Source organism: Streptomyces sp. ISL-1 (assembly GCF_018614585.1).
Lineage (GTDB): Bacteria > Actinomycetota > Actinomycetes > Streptomycetales > Streptomycetaceae > Streptomyces > Streptomyces maoxianensis.
In genome coordinates this window covers 67,690-85,344 of the sequence record NZ_JAGGOI010000014.1, presented here as the reverse complement: position 1 = coordinate 85,344, position 17,655 = coordinate 67,690, and the positions used below count along the sequence as shown (strand labels likewise).

The window sequence follows — 17,655 nt, the reverse complement described above, 5'->3', positions numbered from 1 at the left end:
GTTTGGTGCACGCGCACACGCTAGGGGGCCATAGGGCCCGGCGACTACGGTGCGTTTCCTCACAGCAACTTATCGTAGGAACGTCCAAGCTGATCGTTACCAATCGGTAACCCCATGTGACGGCAGATGCCGCCCCATCACCCCTTGACGGCGCCGCCCAGCGCGAATCCGCCGCCCAGCCTCCGGGCGATCAGCATGTAAAGGACCAGCACCGGCGCCGAGTACAGGATCGAGAACGCCGCGAGCTGCCCGTAGATCACCGAGCCGTAATTGCCGAAGAAGCTGAAGATCGACACGGACGCCGGCAACTGCTCGGGGGAGAGGATCAGCATGAACGGGACGAAGAAGTTCCCCCAGAGCTGGATGAAGGTGTAGATCGTCACCACGGTCAGTCCTGGGCCCATCAGCGGCAGGACGACCCTGGTCAGCGTCTGCAGACTCGACGCGCCGTCCGTCCAGGCCGCCTCCTCCAGGACCACCGGGACGCCGTCCATGAAGTTCTTCATCAGCCAGATGGAGAAAGGCAGTTGGGACGTGGCCAGGAACAGGCCCGTGCCGTACATCGTGTCGATCAGATTGACCTGCACGAACAGTCCGTAGACCGGGACCATGACCGCGGTGATCGGCAGACACGTCGTGAACAGGATCGTCAGCAGATACGGACGGCCCCAGCGCGAGTGGTGGCGCGAGAGCGGATACGCGGCGAGCACCGCGCACACCACCGTCAGCAGGGTCGCGCCGCCGCACAGCAGCAGGCTGTTGAGCATCGGTGTGAAGGTGATCTCGTCCGTGAGCACCGCGTCGAAATTGTCCGCGGTCAACGACGAGGGCACCCGCACCCGCAGATCCGCCTCCGTGTCCACCGAGGCCAGCAGCAGCCACACCAGCGGGATCGCGAAAGCCGCGGCGGTCAGCAGCAGGGCGGCGTTGGCGGCGAGCCGGGCCCGGGTGGTCCGGCGCATCACACCTCCACCCTCATCAGACGCAGATAGACGATCGAGAACAGCGAGCCCACCAGCAGAAGCAGCAGCGCCACCGCCGTGCCGTAGCCGATCAGGCTCTTCAGGAACGCCTGGTCGTACATGAACACCGGCAGTGTCTGGCTGCGGCTGCCCGGGCCGCCGCGCGTCATCGCCCAGATCAGGCCGAAGACCGACAGCGTCGAGAGCGTGTTCAGCATCAGATTGGTGCCGATGGAGCGGCGGATCATCGGCAGCGTGATGTGCCAGACCCGGCGTGGGCCGCTCGCCCCGTCGACCTCGGCCGCCTCCGTGATGTCGCGCGGGATCTCGGCGAGCGCGGCCGAGTAGATCAGCATCGAGAAGGCGGTGCCGCGCCAGACATTGGCGAACGACACAGCGAGGATGGGAAGCGTGAACAGCCAGTTCTGGGACGGCAGATGGAGCCAGTCCAGCACGGCGTTCAGCGTTCCCTCCCGGCGGAAGAAGGTGTACAGCAGGAACGCCGCGACGATCTCCGGCAGCACCCAGGCGGTGATGACGAGAGTGCCGGTGAGGGTTCGTACGGGACGGGACGCGGCCCGCATCAGACCGGCCAGCGCCAGGCCCAGCGTGTTCTGGCCGACCACGGCCGAGACGAAGGTGAAGACGAGCGTGAGCCAGACGGCGTTGCGGAAATCGTCGTCGGCGAAGGCCCGGCGGAAGTTGTCCAGGCCGACGAAGTCGGAGCCGGACGCGCCCGTCAACTGCGTGTTGGTGAACGCGATCCAGACGCAGTAGCCGATCGGTCCCGCCAGAAAGAGGAGCAGGAGGATGGTGGCGGGGGCGAGCGGTACCCACCGCCACCATCCCGTTCCGGTGGCGCTCACTTGGTGAGGACCGCGCCGTCGACGATCGTCTTCAGCTGGGCGTCGTACGCCTTCGCCGCGTCGGCCGCCGACGCGTCACCCGTTGTCACCTTCTCCATCGCCTCGCCGATCGCCGTCGAGACCTGCGGGTAGACGGGCAGCGCGGGCCGGTAGTGGGTGTACTGCACCAGACCGGTGAAGAAGTCGATGCCCGGCATGGACTTGAGGTACTTCGGGTCGGCCGCCACATCCTTGCGTACGGCGATCTGCGCGGCGACCACGCACCACAGCGTCGCGTTCTGAGCCGTCTGCAGCGTCTTGATGAAGTCGAAGGCGAGATCGGGGTTCTTGGCCTTCTGCGGGATCGACCAGGCCCAGCCGCCGGACATGGACACCTTGCCGGGCGCCTGCCCCCTCTGCGTCGGCATCGGGGTCTGGGCGAGCTCCTTGCTCCAGTCCGGCCACTCCTTGGGACCCTTGTTGATCCAGTTCTGGCCCATCCAGGAGCCGTCCAGGGAGATCGCCAGCTTGCCCTCGGGGAGCCACTCGGTGGCGACGCGTGTGCCGACATTGGGGTCGAGGGCGTCCGAGACGTCCGGGCCGAGCTTCTCCGCGTACACCGTCCGCACGAATTCGAGCGAGTCCTTGAAGCCCTTGCCGCCCGCGACCCACTTCTTGGCGGAGGCGTCGTACAGCGGGTCCTCGCCGGTGCCGTACAGCAGCATCTCGAAGCCCTGCATCACGGCCGCCTCGCCGGGGCCCTTGCCGGTGTAGACATTGAGCGGGATGACGCCGGGGACCTTCTGCTTGACGGTACGGGCCGCGGTGAGGATCTCCGCCCAGCTCCTGGGCTGCCAGTCGGCGGGCAGGCCGGCCTTCGCGAAGATCGCCTTGTTGAACCAGAGGCCGCGGGTGTCGGTGCCGTCGGGGATGCCGTACGTCTTGCCGTCCTCGGCCTTGGCCGCGGCCTTCGCCGTGTCCACGAACTGGCTCCACTGGTCCCACTTGGGGAGATGGTCGTCCAGCGGCCTCAAGTACCCGGCCTTGATGTCGGAGTTGATGCGGAAGGTGTCCTCGTAGACCAGATCCGGGGCGGTCTTGGGGGAGCGCATCATCTGCTGCGCCTTGGTGGCGTAGTCGTTGTCCGGGGCCTGGATCGGGATGAGCTTGATCTTCTTGCCCGGGTGTTCCTTCTCGAACTGCTTCTTGGTGGCCTCGAGATGGGCGTCCTTGAAGCGGATCTTGTTGTCGGTGGACCGGTTGTAGACGACCTTGACTGTGTCGGGGTCGCCGCCGGCGTCGCCGCCGCAGGCCGTGAGCGTTGCCGCGGCCAATGCGGTGACGGTGGTGACGAGGATCAGTGGGGCGGTGGGGCGCACGAGCACGACCTCCTCTGAGCCGGGGGCGTCCGAGCCGGAGGGCCGCGGGCGCGAGGGCTGCCCGGTGACCGTAGGACCGGCCGCTTCGCAAGGTCAATCCCCGTGCAGGCCAAGGCCGTTGGGAGGGCCACTCAATGTGCGGCGGGCTTCCAGCGGTACTGGAGCTCGGGCCGGCCGATCTGCCCGTACTGAGGGCTGCGCTCGGCGCACCCCGCGGTGACGAGGTGCTCGAGATAGCGGCGCGCGGTGATCCGTGAGATGCCGACGGCGGCGCCGGCCTCCGCGGCGGTGAGCCCGTCGGCGGATTCGCGCAGGGTACGAGTCACGGCCCCCAGCGTGGGGGCGCTGAGCCCCTTGGGCAGACCGCCGCCCTGCGGCGCCCGGAGCGCGCCGAGCGCCCGGTCGACCTCGTCCTGGCCGCTGGCCTCACCGGCGGAGGCCCGGAACTCGGCGTACCGGCCGAGGCGGTCGCGCAGAGTGGCGAAGGTGAAGGGCTTCAGGACGTACTGGACGACCCCGAGGGAGACGCCTTCGCGGACGATCGCGAGGTCGCGGGCGGAGGTGACTGCGATGACGTCGGCCGAGTGCCCGGCGGCGCGCAGCGATCGTACGAGGTGGAGGCCGTGCCCGTCGGGAAGGTAGAGGTCGAGGAGCAGGAGATCAACCTCGGCGCGTTCGAGAATCCGTACGGCTTCGGCGCGCGAGTGCGCGACCCCGGCGACGGTGAACCCGGCGACGCGGCCGACGTAGAGGGCGTGCGCGTCGGCGGCGACGGGGTCGTCCTCGACGACGAGAACTCTGATGGGCTCGCTGCTCACGGGGACACCTCCGCGGCGCGCGGCCGCCTGGAACCCGGCGCGGCGGGGCGCGCGGGAGTCGCGGCCGGGGCGGCGCTCATCCCGGGACCACCGCCGTGTGCAGCGGCAGTCGTACGGTGAACTCCGCGCCGCCGTCCGGGCCCTGGGCCAGTACCACCGCGCCGCGGCTGCGGTGCACGGCCTGCTGGACCAGCGCGAGGCCGAGCCCGCGCCCCGCTCCGTGTGTGGACCAGCCGCGCCGGAACACCTCCTGCGCGTCGGCCGGGTCGATGCCCGTGCCCGAGTCCGCCACGCCCAGCAGCAGTTCGTCGTGGTCCGCGCGTGCCGTGACGGTGACCCGGGCGCGCGGCGGCCGTCCGGACACGGGCCCGGCTTCGAGCGGGTCGCCGCCCCACCCCGACGCCGCCTCCGAGGCCGCGTCGACCGCGTTGTCGATCAGGTTGCCGAGGATCGTCACCAGGTCCCGTGCCGGCAGCGACGGCGGAAGGACGCCGTCGTCGATCCGGCTGTCCTCCGTGAGGACCAGCTCGACGCCGCGCTCGTTCGCCTGCGCCGCCTTGCCGAGCAGCAGCGCGGCGAGCACCGGCTCGCCGACCGCGCCGACGACCCGGTCGGTCAGGACCTGCGCCAGTTCCAGCTCGGCGGTCGCGAAGTCGACCGCCTCGTCCGCGCGGCCGAGCTCGATCAGCGACACCACGGTGTGCAGGCGGTTGGCCGCCTCGTGGGCCTGTGAGCGCAGGGCCTGGGTGAACCCGCGCTCGGAATCCAACTCCCCCGAGAGCGCCTGGAGTTCGGTGTGGTCCCGGAGGGTGACGACGGTCCCGCGCTGCTCGCCGCCGACGACCGGGCTGGTGTTCACGACGATGACGCGGTCGGCGGTCAGATGCACCTCGTCGACCCGCGGCTCGGACGCCAGCAGCGCGCCCATGAGCGGGGCCGGCAGCCCGACCTCGGCCACCGGGCGGCCGACCGCGCCGTCGTCCAGGCCGAGGAGCTCGCGCGCCCCGTCGTTGAACAGGGCGATCCGCCGCTGCCCGTCGAGCATCATCAGTCCCTCGCGCACGGCGTGCAGCGCGGCCTGGTGGTAGTCGTGCATATGGCTCAGCTCGGCCGTGTTCATGCCGTGAGTATGCCGCCGCAGCCGTGCGTTGATCACGTACGTGCCGATGCCGCCGAGCGCGAGCGCCGCCCCCGCAACGCCGAGCAGCGCGGTGAGCTGCTTGCGCACCTGCTGGGTGATCTCCTGGATGGTGATACCGGAGCTGACAAGCGCGGTGATCTTCTTGCCGTCGTATACGGGGACCACCGTCCGTACCGAGGAGCCGAGCACACCGACGTACGTCTCGCTGTACACCTCGCCCCGCAGCGCCGGGCCGGTGTGCCCCAGATACGTCCTGCCGATCTGGCCCGGCGCGGGATGCGTCCAGCGTGTCCCGTCCGGAGCCATGATCACCACGAAGTCGACCCCCGCGGCCTTGCGCAGCGCCTCCGCGTACGGCTGGAGAGGGGGCGAGGGGTCCTCGGAGCGCGCGGCCTCGATGACCGAGGGTGAGTGCGCGGCGGCTGCCGCCGTGGCCCTGGACTGCCGGCGCGCGGTCTCCTCGGCCTGGGAGAGGTCGGTGAAGTACGCGAAGAGCGCGCAGCCCGCCACGATCGCGGCCACCAGCACGACCTGCATGGCGAAGAGCTGGCCGGCGAGGCTGCGGGGAACGGGTATGCGCATGTAACAAGTCTGCCTGGCCGATTTTATGTGAACGAAACGAACGCAACGGTGACCCCTGTCACAGCCTCGTGAATAGTCACGCACATCCATTCGGACATGGACGCCCAATTCAACGAGGAGGCACCCCGTGGCTGCTGGAGCCGTCAGGCGGGACCGTACCCACTATCTCTATATCGCCGTGATCGTTGCGGTCGTGCTCGGCATCGCCGTCGGCCTGGCCGCCCCCGACTTCGCCACTGAGCTCAAGCCGCTCGGTACCGGCTTCGTGAACCTGATCAAGATGATGATCTCGCCGATCATCTTCTGCACGATCGTGCTGGGCATCGGCTCGGTGCGAAAGGCGGCCAAGGTCGGCGCGGTCGGCGGCATTGCGCTCGGCTACTTCATGGTCATGTCGCTGGTCGCCCTCGCTATCGGCCTGGTCGTCGGCAACATCCTGCACCCGGGTGACGGCCTGGCGATGACCGACGCGGTCAAGGAGGCGGGCCAGGGCCAGGTCGGGGAGGAGGCCAAGGACACGGTCGAGTTCCTGCTCGGCATCATCCCGACCACGATCGTCTCCGCATTCACCGCGGGCGAGGTCCTGCAGACCCTCCTGGTCGCGTTGCTCGCCGGCTTCGCACTGCAGGCGATGGGTTCGGTCGGCGAGCCGGTGCTGCGCGGTGTCGAGCACATTCAGCGGCTCGTGTTCCGCATCCTCGCCATGGTGATGTGGGCCGCGCCGATCGGCGCCTTCGGCGCGATCGCCGCCGTCACCGGCTCCGCCGGTCTGGACGCCCTCAAGAGCCTCGCCGTGCTCATGATCGGCTTCTACGTCACCTGTTTCCTCTTCGTCTTCATCGTGCTCGCCGCGCTGCTGCGCGTCGTGGCGGGCCTCAACATCCTCACGCTCTTCAAGTACCTGGGCCGTGAGTTCCTGCTGATCCTGTCCACCTCCTCCTCCGAGTCCGCGCTCCCGCGGCTCATCGCGAAGATGGAGCACCTGGGCGTGAGCAAGTCGGTGGTCGGTATCACCGTCCCGACGGGTTACTCCTTCAACCTCGACGGCACCATGATCTACATGACCATGGCCTCGCTCTTCATCGCGGAGTCGATGGGCGACCCGATGTCGATCGGGGAGCAGATCCCGCTCCTCCTCTTCCTCTTCGTCGCGTCGAAGGGCGCGGCGGGCGTCAGCGGAGCCGGACTGGCCACGCTGGCGGGCGGTCTGCAGTCGCACCGGCCGGAACTGGTCGACGGCGTCGGCCTGATCGTCGGTATCGACCGCTTCATGAGCGAGGCGCGTGCGCTGACCAACTTCGCGGGCAACGCGGTCGCGACGGTGCTGATCGGGACGTGGACGAAGGAGATCGACAAGCCGCGGGTCGACGAGGTGCTGGCCGGGCGGATGCCGTTCGACGAGAAGACGCTGCTCGACGACGATCACCAGGCGCCGAAGGCGGTCGAGGACGTGGACACCGGCCTGGACGTGCCGGAACAGCGGGACGAGGTCGGGGCGCCCGCGAAGGTCTGACGGATCGCGGGCGAGGTGTGAGGCGGCCGGTCGGTGGGCGGCAGGGGTGACGGCCGGCTTACCGACCGGCCGCCGGCCGCGGGCAGTTGAGCGATCAGCTGCCCGCGGCCGGCGCCTCGCTCACATTCGCAGACGCATGGAGCACCATCCGGCCCGTACGGTTGCCGCTCACCGGCCCGCCCGCGCGCAGGCGCTATGGGACTGGGACGCCCCGACCCGCAGGCCCCGGACCTGCAGGCCCCGACCCGCAGGCCGCAGGCGTCCCGGCCCCCCGAAACGGGACCGTCATTGCTGGATCGGATTGCCGTCCGCCCCGCAGATGTAGCCCGCGTTGACGCAGCCCGCCACCCGGCGCTTCAGCTCACCGTCGTCCCAGGCGTTGAAGAAATCGCCGTGGAAGGTGTAGCCGGGCGCGTTCGTGACATTGGCGCCGTTCCTGGTGCCCGCGAGGGTGAGCCCGCCGCCGTTGACCGGCCAGGTGATCAGCAGCTCGAGCCGCGGCACGACCACGGGGTGCGAGGCCGGGCAGCTCTGTCCCGTCGCGTACGCCATGTGGTCCCGGTGGTTCGCGCTGTCCAGGTTCTTCCCGTCCCAGCAGGTGGGGAAGTCCAGATAGTTCTCCAGCTTGGTGCCGGGCGGGCAGTTGATGAAGTCCCGGCCGGCCTCCGGCCGGCCCACGCACGACCAGCGTGCCGCCGGATTCTGATCGGGGGAGGTGGCCAGGGCGTTGCCGACGACGTACCGCAGACCGCGCGGATGGGCGACGGCACGCGTGTGGTCGGTGATGCCCTGGTAGTAGACGGTGACCCGCTCCGGGGCCACCGGGGCTCCGTTCTGGTAGAGGGTTGGCGTCCAGTACGAGGAAAGGTCCGTCTTCGGCGTGCAGTTGGTGGTGCCTGCGGCCAGCGACTGGAGCGTCGAGGCCGCGTTCGCGGTCCTGTTCCCGTAGAACTCATGGATGTGCGAGCGGCCCGCCTGGCCGGGGAAGACGATCGGGTCGTCGCCCCGGCGGTGGCTGGAGAAGCAGTCCGCGCGGAATTCGCTGCCGCGCAACGGGGCAGCAGCCTGCGCGACGATCGCGGCCTGCTGGGCCTTGCTGAAGGTGTGCGCGTGGCCCGCGTGGCGCGAGGCCGCTCGGGGGGCCGGTGAGTCGTTCCCCGTGGTCACCCATCCTGCCGTGACCAGGAAGATCACCGCGGCGGTGCTCGCGAGCAGTCGGCGGAGCATGTGTTCCTCCTGAGCGGTCAGTCGAAGGGGATGCGTACGACGGACTGGTTGCCGACGCCGACCGTGCTGGGGCCGCCGCCGATCGCGTTCCAGACCTCGATACGGACCTTGCCGTTCGCCAGATCGCCGAGCGATCCGGTGGCCGACTTGAGGCCCTTCGCCTGCGTGTAGTGCTCATAGCCCGCTACAGGATCGGTGGCGAAGTAGTGGTACGTCTCCGTCCGGTCCCAGCTGCCGTCGCCCGTACGGTCGTAACTCACCTTGATCTGCTGGCCGTTGGCGACCGTGGCGCCCGCGTCGACGAACAGATCGAACTGTGTCGAGCCGCCGTTGTACCTGCGGGTGATCCCGGACGAGGTGAAGACCTGCGGATTGTGCGGGTTGCCGTCGTAGTTGGCGCCGCCCGCCGACGCCAGGCTCACCGTCGAGGCCGATGCCGTGGCGTCGCCCGCGCCGCCTCCCGTACGCAGATACAGCTGGGAGGAGCCGGACGGCGGCGGAGTGGTGGGCGGGGTGGTCGGGTCGCCGCCACCGCCCTTGGTCCAGACGGCGACGTAGTCGACGAGCATGGGGCGGCCGGGGACTGTCGCGGGGGTGGGGGTCTTGCCGGCCAGCGCGTCGGGGAACGCGCCGCCGATCGCGACATTGAGCAGAATGAAGTAGCCCGCGTGATCGGTCATGTTCGCCCAGGTCCCGGCGTCCATGCGGTTCTGGTTGACGCTGTGGAAGAGCTCGCCGTCCACGTACCAGCGCAGCTCATTGGGGGACACGGAGCGGTCCCACTCGAAGCGGTAGGTGTGGAAGACCGACTGGCAACTGGCACCGGGGCAGGCGCGGTTGTTGGCGATGCCGCTGGTCTCGTTGCAGGGACCGCCGGGGTTGACGCCGCAGTGGAGCACACCCCAGACGGAGTTGATCCCGTTGACGTTCTCCATGATGTCGAACTCGCCGATGGACGGCCAGTTCCAGAAGTTGCCGCGATACGGGGCGCCGAGGGCCCAGAACGCGGGCCAGTAGCCGAGCGCGGCCTGGCCGGTCACATTCGGCATCTGGATACGGCTCTCGATACGCAGGGTGCCGCCGGCCGGGGCCTTGAAGTTGGCACGCTGGGTTTCGATACGGCCGGAGGTCCAATTACCCGCGCCGTCCCTCAGCGGGGTTATGCGCAGATTGCCGTTGCCGTCGTGGCTGAGGTTGTCGGGGTTGTTGGTGTAGTTCTGGATCTCACCGGTGCCCCAGTTGCCTGGCCCGCCCGGGTAGGCGTGCCCGAGGTCGATCTGCCAGTTGGCGGACGAGGGCAGGGTTCTGTTGGCGCCGTTGAAGTCGTCGCTCCACTGGAGGCTCCAGCCGGGCGTGGGGGGTACGTCGCCGCGCGCCGACCCGGCGCCGGTGAAGGCGATGAAGCCGGCGAGGGCGACGGCCAGGGCGACGACGACGGTGAGGAGGGGGGTGGGTCTGATGCGGCTCGTGCTCAAGGGGACACCTCCGGGAGGGTGGTGCAGGGGGTGGTGCCGTAGGGGGTTGAGAGCGCTCTCAACCAGTTTTGTAGATGTAGACAGTGCGGCCGTCAATGGCTGCACTCCCTTAACTTCCTGAAGGCGGCGGGCGGTTGGGCTGAACGCCTGGCCAGGAGCGGGAGGGTGGCCGATGGGCGGAATCTGCCCATCCGGCGGAGGAGGCTCAGGGGGTCGCGCTCACGCCGCTGGGGGTGTGCAGCGAGGTCGACCGCGCCGGGCGTCGGTGGCCGGAGCAAAAGCCGCAGCCGCCGCGGCAGATCTGACGCCACTGACCTCGATGTTCACCTTTAGGTGGGTACCTGACTTTTTTGTAGGTACTTGTGGAGCAGTGGGAGGCGAAGAAGCATTGCGGTCATGGCCACCACCCAGAACAACCCCCTTACTTCTGTCACCGTCATCGGCCTCGGCGCGATGGGCCAGGCGCTCGCCGGAGCCCTCCTCGACGCAGGCCACCTCACCACCGTCTGGAACCGCTCTCAGGGCAAGGGCGACGAACTCGTTGCACGCGGCGCGGTCCGCGCCGCCACCGCCGAAGGGGCCGTACGCGCAAGTGAATTGACCATTGTCTGCGTGGTCGACTACGACGCCTCCCAGGCGATCCTGGCCCCGCTCGCCGACGCCCTCGCGGGCCGCGTCCTGGTCAACCTCACCTCCGATACCCCCGAGCGCTCCCGCGAGACGGCGGCCTGGGCTCAGACCCACGGCCTCAGTTACCTGGACGGCGCGGTGATGGTGCCGACTCCGCTCATCGGCTCGCCCGATGCGCTGCTCTTCTACTCCGGCTCGCGGGAGGCTTTCGGGCGCTACGAGTCCACCCTGAAGGCGCTGGGCGGCAAGGCCGCCTTCGTCGGCGTGGATCCCGGGCTCGCCGCGCTCTATGACCTGTCGCTGCTCGACTTCTTCTACGGCAGCATCTCGGGCATGGTGCACGCGTACGCGCTGGCCACGGCCGACGGGGTCAAGGCCGCCGACATCGCCCCGTATCTGAACTCCATCGTCCAGATCCTGCCGCCCATCGCTCAGTACACGGCGGCCAACATCGACGCGGGCAGCTACCCGGGGGCGCAGGCCAACCTCGGCATGATGGCCGCGGGCGTCGAGCACATCCTGCACGCCGCGCGCACCCGCGGACTCGACGTCTCCCAGCTGGAGGCCGTCAAGTCCGTCGCGGGTCGGGCGATTGCGAAGGGTCACGGGGCCGACGACTGGGCGAGCACGTACGAGGTACTGCGGGACTGAGCCGGTTGCCTTCCGCGATCAACGGCTGAGCGTTCGGGGGCCCGCTGCGCCGGGCTCCCCGATATGTCCACGCACAGAAAAAGACCCCGGCGTCGAATTGACGGCCGGGGTCTTTCTCCGCGTATATTGGATGTTTCCGATTCCGTGCACAATAAAGTGCATGGAGAAGTTCACTCGGGACACCATATCGCGTCAGGAGCTGAATTGTCAACCGAGGAATTGCATAACGAACAGCAATTCGTCTCCCTGCTCTACGGGCGCCTCGACGCACTTCGCGAGCATGCGGAAGCCGCAGTCCAGACGACGATCGGGCAGGTCAGCACGGGTTTGCAGGCTCGGGTCGAGCGGGATGTGCTCGTCGCCCAGCAGTCCGGGCTGCTCTCCGGGCTGAATGCGGTGGACTCCGGGCTCTGTTTCGGACGTATCGATCTGAAGGACGGCACGCACCATCACATCGGGCGTATCGGAATGCGGGACGGCGATTCGGAACGCACCCCGCTGCTCATCGACTGGCGCGCGCCCGTCGCCCGGCCCTTTTACCTTGCCACCGGGTACGAGCCGATGGGGCTGCGCCGGCGGCGGCACATCACGACCAAGGGGCGATCCGTCACCGCCCTCCACGACGAAATCCTCGATCTCGCCGACACCACCCGCACCGGCTACGAGGAACATGACGCCGACGCGGTGCTGCTCGCCGCGCTCGGGGCCGCGCGCACCGGGCGGATGGCCGACATCGTGCAGACCATCCAGGCCGAGCAGGACCACATCATTCGCGCACCGCGCCACGGCGTCCTCGTGGTCGAGGGCGGGCCAGGCACCGGGAAGACCGCGGTCGCGCTGCACCGGGCGGCGTATCTCCTCTATGCGCACCGTGAGCAGCTGGCCAGGCGCGCCGTGCTGATCGTGGGGCCCAACCCGGCGTTCCTCGGCTACATCGGCCAGGTGCTGCCGTCGCTCGGTGAGACGGGCGTGCTGCTGTCGACGATGGCCGAGCTCTTCCCCGGTGTACGGGCCACCGGCGCCGACACCCCCGAGGCCGCGGAGGTGAAGGGCCGCGCCGAGATGGCCGATGTGCTGGCCCAAGTCGTACAGGCCCGGCAGGCGCTGCCCGAGTCAGCTCCCGAGAGCGACCAGGAAATCGACGAGGAGGACCCGGACCACCTGCCGGGACCCGCGCTGGAGATCGAACACGAGGGGTACGGGATCCTGCGGCTCGACCGTGAGATGGCGTACGACGCCCGCGACCGCGCCCGCGCCACCGGGCTGCCGCACAACCTCGCCCGGCCGCACTTCGCCTTCCGGATCATCGACGAGCTGACCGCCCAGCTCGCCGACCGGCTCGGCGCGGATCCCCTCGGAGGGCCGAACCTCCTCGGCCCCGACGACATCGCCCAGTTCGGCAAGGAGATCGCCACCAGCGCCGAGGTGCACGCGGCCATCGACGAACTGTGGCCCCCGCTCACCCCGGAGCAGCTACTCTCGGACTTCCTCGCCGCGCCCGAGGCGCAACTGGCCGAGAAGGACGCCGAATCGGTCCGGCGTATCGCCGGACCGTGGACGCCCGCCGATGTGCCGCTGCTCGACGAGGCCGCCGAGCTCCTCGGCGTCGACGACAGCGCGGAGCGCGCCGCCGAAGAAGCCGCGCGGCAGGAGCGGATCGCCTACGCACAGGGCGTGCTGGAGCTCTCCGAGGGGTCGAAGACATACGAGTTCGAGGACGAGGAGTCCGAGGTACTCGCCGCGCACGACATCATCGACGCCGAGCGGATGGCGGAGCGCCAGGAGGAGGCCGACCATCGCAGCGCCGCCGAACGCGCCGCCGCCGACCGGACCTGGGCCTTCGGGCACATCATCGTCGATGAGGCCCAAGAACTCTCCGCGATGGCATGGCGGCTGCTGATGCGCCGCTGCCCCACCCGCTCCATGACCCTGGTCGGCGACCCCGCCCAGACCGGTGACGCGGCGGGCTGCGGCTCGTGGCAGCGCATCCTCGAGCCGTACGTCGGCGACCGCTGGCGGCACACCCGCCTCGCGGTCAACTACCGTACGCCCGCCGAGATCATGGAACTCGCGGCGGATGTGCGGCGCAGCGAGGACCCGGCCTTCGAGCCGCCGCGCTCGGTCCGCTCGACGGGCGTGCGGCCGTGGGAGGCGGCCGTGTCCCCGGACGACCTGGCCCGCACCGTCGCCGAGCGGGTGACGGGGGCTCCGCACGAGGGACGGCTCGCGGTAATCGCCCCGGGCGGGCTCCACGCCGCCCTCGCGGCCGAGTTGCCCGATGCCTCCCATGGGGCCGAACCGGACCTCACCAGGCCCGTCGTGCTGCTCGACCCGCGGCAGGCCAAGGGCCTGGAGTTCGACACGGTGATCGTCGTCGAGCCGGAGCGGATCCGCTCCGGCTCGACACAGGGGACGAACGACCTCTATGTGGCGCTCACCCGGGCCACACAGCACTTGGGAGTGGTGCGGACGGACCACGGCCGCGGCTGAGGCTTGGCATCGGGCCGTCACGGCCAGGTCTCAGGCCGGCCGCAGCCACACCGTCGCCAGTGGCGGCAGCGTCAGCTGAATGCTCGCCGGGCGGCCGTGCGACGGCACCGACTCCGGCTTCAGCGGGTCCGGGTTGAGCACATCACTGCCGCCGTACTGCGCCCCGTCCGTGTTGAGCACCTCCGTCCACGCCTGGACCGCGTCCGGTACGCCGAGCCGGTACTCGTGCCGCACCACCGGCGAGAAGTGGGACAAGGCGAGCAGCGGCGTGCCAGAGGCGTCGTAGCGCAAAAACGCGAAGACATTGTCCTCGGCGGCGTCGCCCTCCACCCAGGCGAAGCCCCCGGGATCGGTGTCCCGCTGCCAGAGCGCGGGGGTGGCGCCGTACACCGTGTTCAGATCGCGCACCAGATGCCGCACCCCGCGGTGGTCCGCCTCCGCCGCGTACGACGGGTCGAGCAGCCACCAGTCCGGGCCGTGGCCCTCCGACCACTCCGCGCCCTGCGCGAACTCCTGGCCCATGAAGAGGAGTTGCTTGCCGGGATGGGCCCACATGAAGCCCAGGTAGGCGCGGTGGTTGGCGCGCTGCTGCCACCAGTCGCCGGGCATCTTGCTCACCAGCGACCGCTTGCCGTGCACCACCTCGTCGTGCGAGATCGGCAGCACGTAGTTCTCGCTGTACGCGTACACCATCGAGAAGGTCATCTCGTTGTGGTGGAACTTGCGGTGCACCGGCTCGTGCGAGACGTAGCCCAGCGAGTCGTGCATCCAGCCCATGTTCCACTTCAGGCCGAAGCCGAGGCCGCCGAAGCCGCCCGGGCCGACATGGTGGGTGGCGCGGGTGACCCCGTCCCAGGCCGTGGACTCCTCGGCGATCGTCACGACGCCGGGGCAGCGCCGGTAGACGGTGGCGTTCATCTCCTGCAGGAAGCCGACCGCGTCCAGGTTCTCCCGGCCGCCGTGCGCGTTCGGCGTCCATTCGCCCTGCTCACGGGAGTAGTCGAGGTAGAGCATCGAGGCGACGGCGTCCACCCGCAGCCCGTCGATGTGGAACTCCTCGCACCAGTACGTCGCGTTGGCGACCAGGAAGTTACGCACCTCCTTGCGGCCGTAGTCGAACTCGAGGGTGCCCCAGTCGGGGTGCGCGGCACGCGCGGGGTCCTCGTGCTCGTACAGCGGGCGGCCGTCGAACTCCGCGAGCGCCCAGTCGTCCTTCGGGAAGTGCGCCGGCACCCAGTCGACGATCACGCCGATGCCCGCCCGGTGCAGGGCGTCGACGAGATGGCGGAAGTCGTCGGGGGTGCCCATCCGGGAGGTCGGGGCGTAGAAGCCGGTGACCTGATAGCCCCAGGAGCCGCCGAAGGGGTGCTCGGCGACCGGCATGAACTCCACATGTGTGAAGCCCAGATCCTTTACATACGCCGGGAGTTGTACGGCGAGCTGGCGGTAGGTCAGGCCGGGTCGCCAGGAGGGGAGATGCAGCTCATAGACCGAGAACGGTGCCTCGTGCGAGGGCCGCTCGCCGCGGCCCGCCATCCACTCCTCGTCGTGCCACACATGGTGCGACTCGGTCACGATCGAGGCGTTGGCGGGCGGCACCTCGGCGCGCCGCGCCATCGGGTCGGCCCGCAAGGTGTGCGAATCGTCGGGGCGGGTGATGTCGAACTTGTAGAGCGTGCCCTCGCCGACGCCGGGAACGAACAACTCCCAGACGCCCGTCGAGCCGAGCGAGCGCATCGGATGGGCGGTGCCGTCCCAGTAGTTGAAGTCGCCGATGACCCGCACCCCGCGGGCATTGGGCGCCCACAGTGTGAACCGGGTGCCGGTGACGCCCTGGTGGACCATCGGATGCGCGCCGAGCGCCCGCCACAGCTCCTCGTGCCGCCCCTCGCCGATCAGATGCAGATCGAGGTCACCGAGTGAGGGCAGGAAGCGGTACGGATCCTGCACCTTGATCTCGGTCCCTTCGTCGGTGCCGTCGTCGTAGGCGACCAGCAGCTGGTACTCCGGGGCCGTGCGCATCGGCAGCAAACCCGAGAAGAACCCGCCGCCGTCCTCGTGCAACTCGGCCCGCAGCCCTTTGGCGAGCACGGTCACCGACCGTGCGAACGGACGCAGTACGCGCAGCTCCACACCGCCCCGCATCTCGTGCGCGCCGAGCAGCGCGTGCGGATCGTGATGGGCGCCGGCCAGCAGCCGCTCCCGGTCGCCGTCCGTGAGCGGCCGCGCGGCCCGCACGCCGTGGCTGGCGCCGGCCCGCGGCTTCGGCGCCGCCGTCTTCCTGTCCGGGGGCGCGGCTGCGGCCACCCGTTTGGGCACATCGGGGTCGGAGGAATTACGGGACGGGGGGCGGGCGGTCACGGGGGTCGGCCTCCTTGGGCGGTGGGGTATCAGGTGGCTGCGGCCAGGCGGTCGATCGCCGCCAACGGCACCGGGAGCCAGTCGGGGCGGTGCCGGGCCTCGTAGACGACCTCGTACACAGCCTTGTCCGTCTCGTAGGCGCGCAGAAGTTCGGGCTCGGCGCGCGGATCGTCGCCGCCGGCCTCGGCATAGCCCTCGCAGTACGCCGTACGGCAGCGCTCGGCCCAGTCCGGGTTCCACGGGCGGTGCGTGCGGGCCGCGTAGTCGAACGAGCGGAGCATGCCGGCGACATCGCGCACCGGGGGCTGCGGCCTGCGGCGTTCACCGAGCGGCCGGGCGGGCTCGCCCTCGAAGTCGATGACCGACCAGTGGCCGTCGCCGTGCGGGCCGCCACCGCGCAGGGTCTGCCCCAGATGGAGATCGCCGTGGACGCGCTGGGCCCGCCAGGCGCGGTCACGACTCCCCGGCGCGGCCAGCGCGTCGAAGGCGGCCCGCAGCCGGGGCACGTACGGCAGCAGCGCGGGCACCGCCTGCGCGGCCGCTTCGAGACGCTGGGACATAGCGACGGCCAGGTGCTCGGTCTGCGGCCGGCGCAGCATCACGGTGGGCAGCTCGCCCGCGAGCGCCGTGTGCACCTCGGCGGTGACGCTGCCGAGCGCGCGGGCCTCGTCGGTGAAGGACCGCCCCGCGGCCAGCGAGTCCAGCGCGAGCAGCCAGCCGTCCTGCGAGCCGCGCAGAAACGGCTGCAGTACGCCCAGGGTGTACGGCTCGGGAGAGGTGGCCTCGTACCAGGCGATCGGCGCCGGCACCCGGTCGCACCCGGCGCGGGCCAGCGCTAGCGGCAGCTCCAGATCCGGGTTGGGGCCGGGGTGAACGCGGCGGAAGAGCTTGAGGATGTACGCATCGCCGTACACCAGCGATGAGTTGGACTGTTCGGCGTCCAGCGGGCGCGCGGCGAGACCGGCGGGGATGGCGGGGACGCGGTCGAACCGGTCGAAGCGGAGCGGCCCGAGAGCGCCCGGCGTGCGCAGCCGCTCCAGGATCAGCTCCGCGAGCCGCGGATCGTGCAGGCCCTCGTAGAGCGTCCGCCCGGCAAGCGGGCCCTCGGCCAGGTGGCCGATCAGCGCGCGCGCCAGATGGGGCGGCAGTGTCTCGCGTACGCCGAGGAGGAGTTGATAGCAGTCCTGCGAGGAGGGGGCGGGAAGTCCAGGTTGCTTGACCCGCAGAAGCAGATGCAGCAGCCCGGGACCTGACCCCCCGTCCAGCGGCAGCAGCTCGGTCGCCGAGACGAGCGAGAAGCCGGTGACCGGGTGTCCCTTGCCGGCGAACCAGCGCTGGTGGGGCAGCCAGGCGTGCAGCAGTGGGGCGATCGACGGAAGAAGTGCGACGGGAGTCCGGGTGGATGCAGCCTCCGACATGGCATCGCGTCCTTTCCCCGAGATGCACTCAAATGGCGCTGTATGCGCAGAGTGTCCCGGATTACAGCAGTGGCTGTCCGGCGGCGCGCGGGGATGAAGGGGAGAGTGCCCGGTGCGGGGCGGGGGAAACCGCCCCGCGGGAGGTACGTCTCGTTACCTGTGG

At 69.9% G+C, this 17,655-nt stretch carries 12 protein-coding genes; 3 read left to right on the top strand and 9 right to left on the bottom strand.

The features are described 5' to 3' along the window. Positions 1–137: 137 nt before the first annotated feature. From J7E87_RS11615 to J7E87_RS11595, 5 genes are all read right to left on the bottom strand, one after another. A complete protein-coding gene (locus J7E87_RS11615; RefSeq protein ID WP_215092773.1) occupies positions 138–962 on the bottom strand; it encodes a carbohydrate ABC transporter permease in 825 nt (274 codons plus the stop codon). Further along, a complete protein-coding gene (locus J7E87_RS11610; protein WP_215092772.1) occupies positions 962–1,828 on the bottom strand; it encodes a carbohydrate ABC transporter permease in 867 nt (288 codons plus the stop codon). Before J7E87_RS11610 ends, J7E87_RS11615 begins: the two co-directional genes overlap by 1 nt. Then, a complete protein-coding gene (locus J7E87_RS11605) occupies positions 1,825–3,186 on the bottom strand; it encodes an extracellular solute-binding protein (RefSeq protein ID WP_215092770.1) in 1,362 nt (453 codons plus the stop codon). Before J7E87_RS11605 ends, J7E87_RS11610 begins: the two co-directional genes overlap by 4 nt. A gap of 131 nt (positions 3,187–3,317) precedes the next feature. Then, positions 3,318–4,004 (bottom strand): response regulator, encoded by a 687-nt coding sequence (locus J7E87_RS11600; protein ID WP_215092768.1) that lies wholly within the window; start codon positions 4,002–4,004, stop codon positions 3,318–3,320. A gap of 76 nt (positions 4,005–4,080) precedes the next feature. After that, positions 4,081–5,727, bottom strand: coding sequence for a sensor histidine kinase (locus J7E87_RS11595; RefSeq protein WP_215092766.1), 1,647 nt, complete (start codon positions 5,725–5,727; stop codon positions 4,081–4,083). Positions 5,728–5,854: 127 nt separating this feature from the next. Here J7E87_RS11595 and J7E87_RS11590 point away from each other — a divergent pair, with 127 nt between their 5' ends. After that, positions 5,855–7,240 carry a cation:dicarboxylate symporter family transporter gene (locus J7E87_RS11590; protein ID WP_215092764.1) on the top strand — a complete coding sequence of 462 codons (1,386 nt, stop codon included), beginning with the start codon at positions 5,855–5,857 and terminating at the stop codon, positions 7,238–7,240. Positions 7,241–7,525: 285 nt separating this feature from the next. Here the strand turns inward: J7E87_RS11590 and J7E87_RS11585 are convergent, their stop codons facing one another. Next, positions 7,526–8,467 (bottom strand): DUF1996 domain-containing protein, encoded by a 942-nt coding sequence (locus tag J7E87_RS11585; protein WP_215092762.1) that lies wholly within the window; start codon positions 8,465–8,467, stop codon positions 7,526–7,528. A 17-nt stretch (positions 8,468–8,484) separates the two neighbouring features. Then, entirely contained in the window at positions 8,485–9,942 is a 1,458-nt protein-coding gene (locus J7E87_RS11580) for a glycoside hydrolase family 16 protein (protein ID WP_215092760.1), read from the bottom strand. Positions 9,943–10,338: 396 nt separating this feature from the next. Between J7E87_RS11580 and J7E87_RS11575 the strand changes: the two genes are divergently transcribed. Continuing rightward, the gene (locus J7E87_RS11575; protein WP_215092758.1) at positions 10,339–11,223 is read left to right on the top strand and encodes an NAD(P)-dependent oxidoreductase; all 885 of its coding nucleotides are present in this window, start codon (positions 10,339–10,341) and stop codon (positions 11,221–11,223) included. Positions 11,224–11,442: 219 nt separating this feature from the next. Next, positions 11,443–13,713 (top strand): ATP-binding domain-containing protein, encoded by a 2,271-nt coding sequence (locus tag J7E87_RS11570; protein ID WP_251017286.1) that lies wholly within the window; start codon positions 11,443–11,445, stop codon positions 13,711–13,713. Positions 13,714–13,743: 30 nt separating this feature from the next. Here J7E87_RS11570 and glgB read toward each other — a convergent pair whose 3' ends face one another. Continuing rightward, a complete protein-coding gene (gene glgB, locus J7E87_RS11565) occupies positions 13,744–16,074 on the bottom strand; it encodes a 1,4-alpha-glucan branching enzyme (RefSeq protein ID WP_308312904.1) in 2,331 nt (776 codons plus the stop codon). Between the two features lie 29 nt (positions 16,075–16,103). Next, entirely contained in the window at positions 16,104–17,492 is a 1,389-nt protein-coding gene (locus J7E87_RS11560) for a maltokinase (protein ID WP_215092754.1), read from the bottom strand. Positions 17,493–17,655: the final 163 nt, after the last annotated feature.

What these genes read in the sequence shown, in the direction of transcription:
- J7E87_RS11615 (WP_215092773.1), bottom strand. Translation starts at nt 962, where the DNA reads ATGCGCCGGACCACCCGGGCCCGGCTCGCCGCCAACGCCGCCCTGCTG.
- J7E87_RS11595 (WP_215092766.1), bottom strand. Translation starts at nt 5,727, where the DNA reads ATGCGCATACCCGTTCCCCGCAGCCTCGCCGGCCAGCTCTTCGCCATG.
- J7E87_RS11585 (WP_215092762.1), bottom strand. Translation starts at nt 8,467, where the DNA reads ATGCTCCGCCGACTGCTCGCGAGCACCGCCGCGGTGATCTTCCTGGTC.
- J7E87_RS11575 (WP_215092758.1), top strand. Translation starts at nt 10,339, where the DNA reads ATGGCCACCACCCAGAACAACCCCCTTACTTCTGTCACCGTCATCGGC.
- J7E87_RS11560 (WP_215092754.1), bottom strand. Translation starts at nt 17,492, where the DNA reads ATGTCGGAGGCTGCATCCACCCGGACTCCCGTCGCACTTCTTCCGTCG.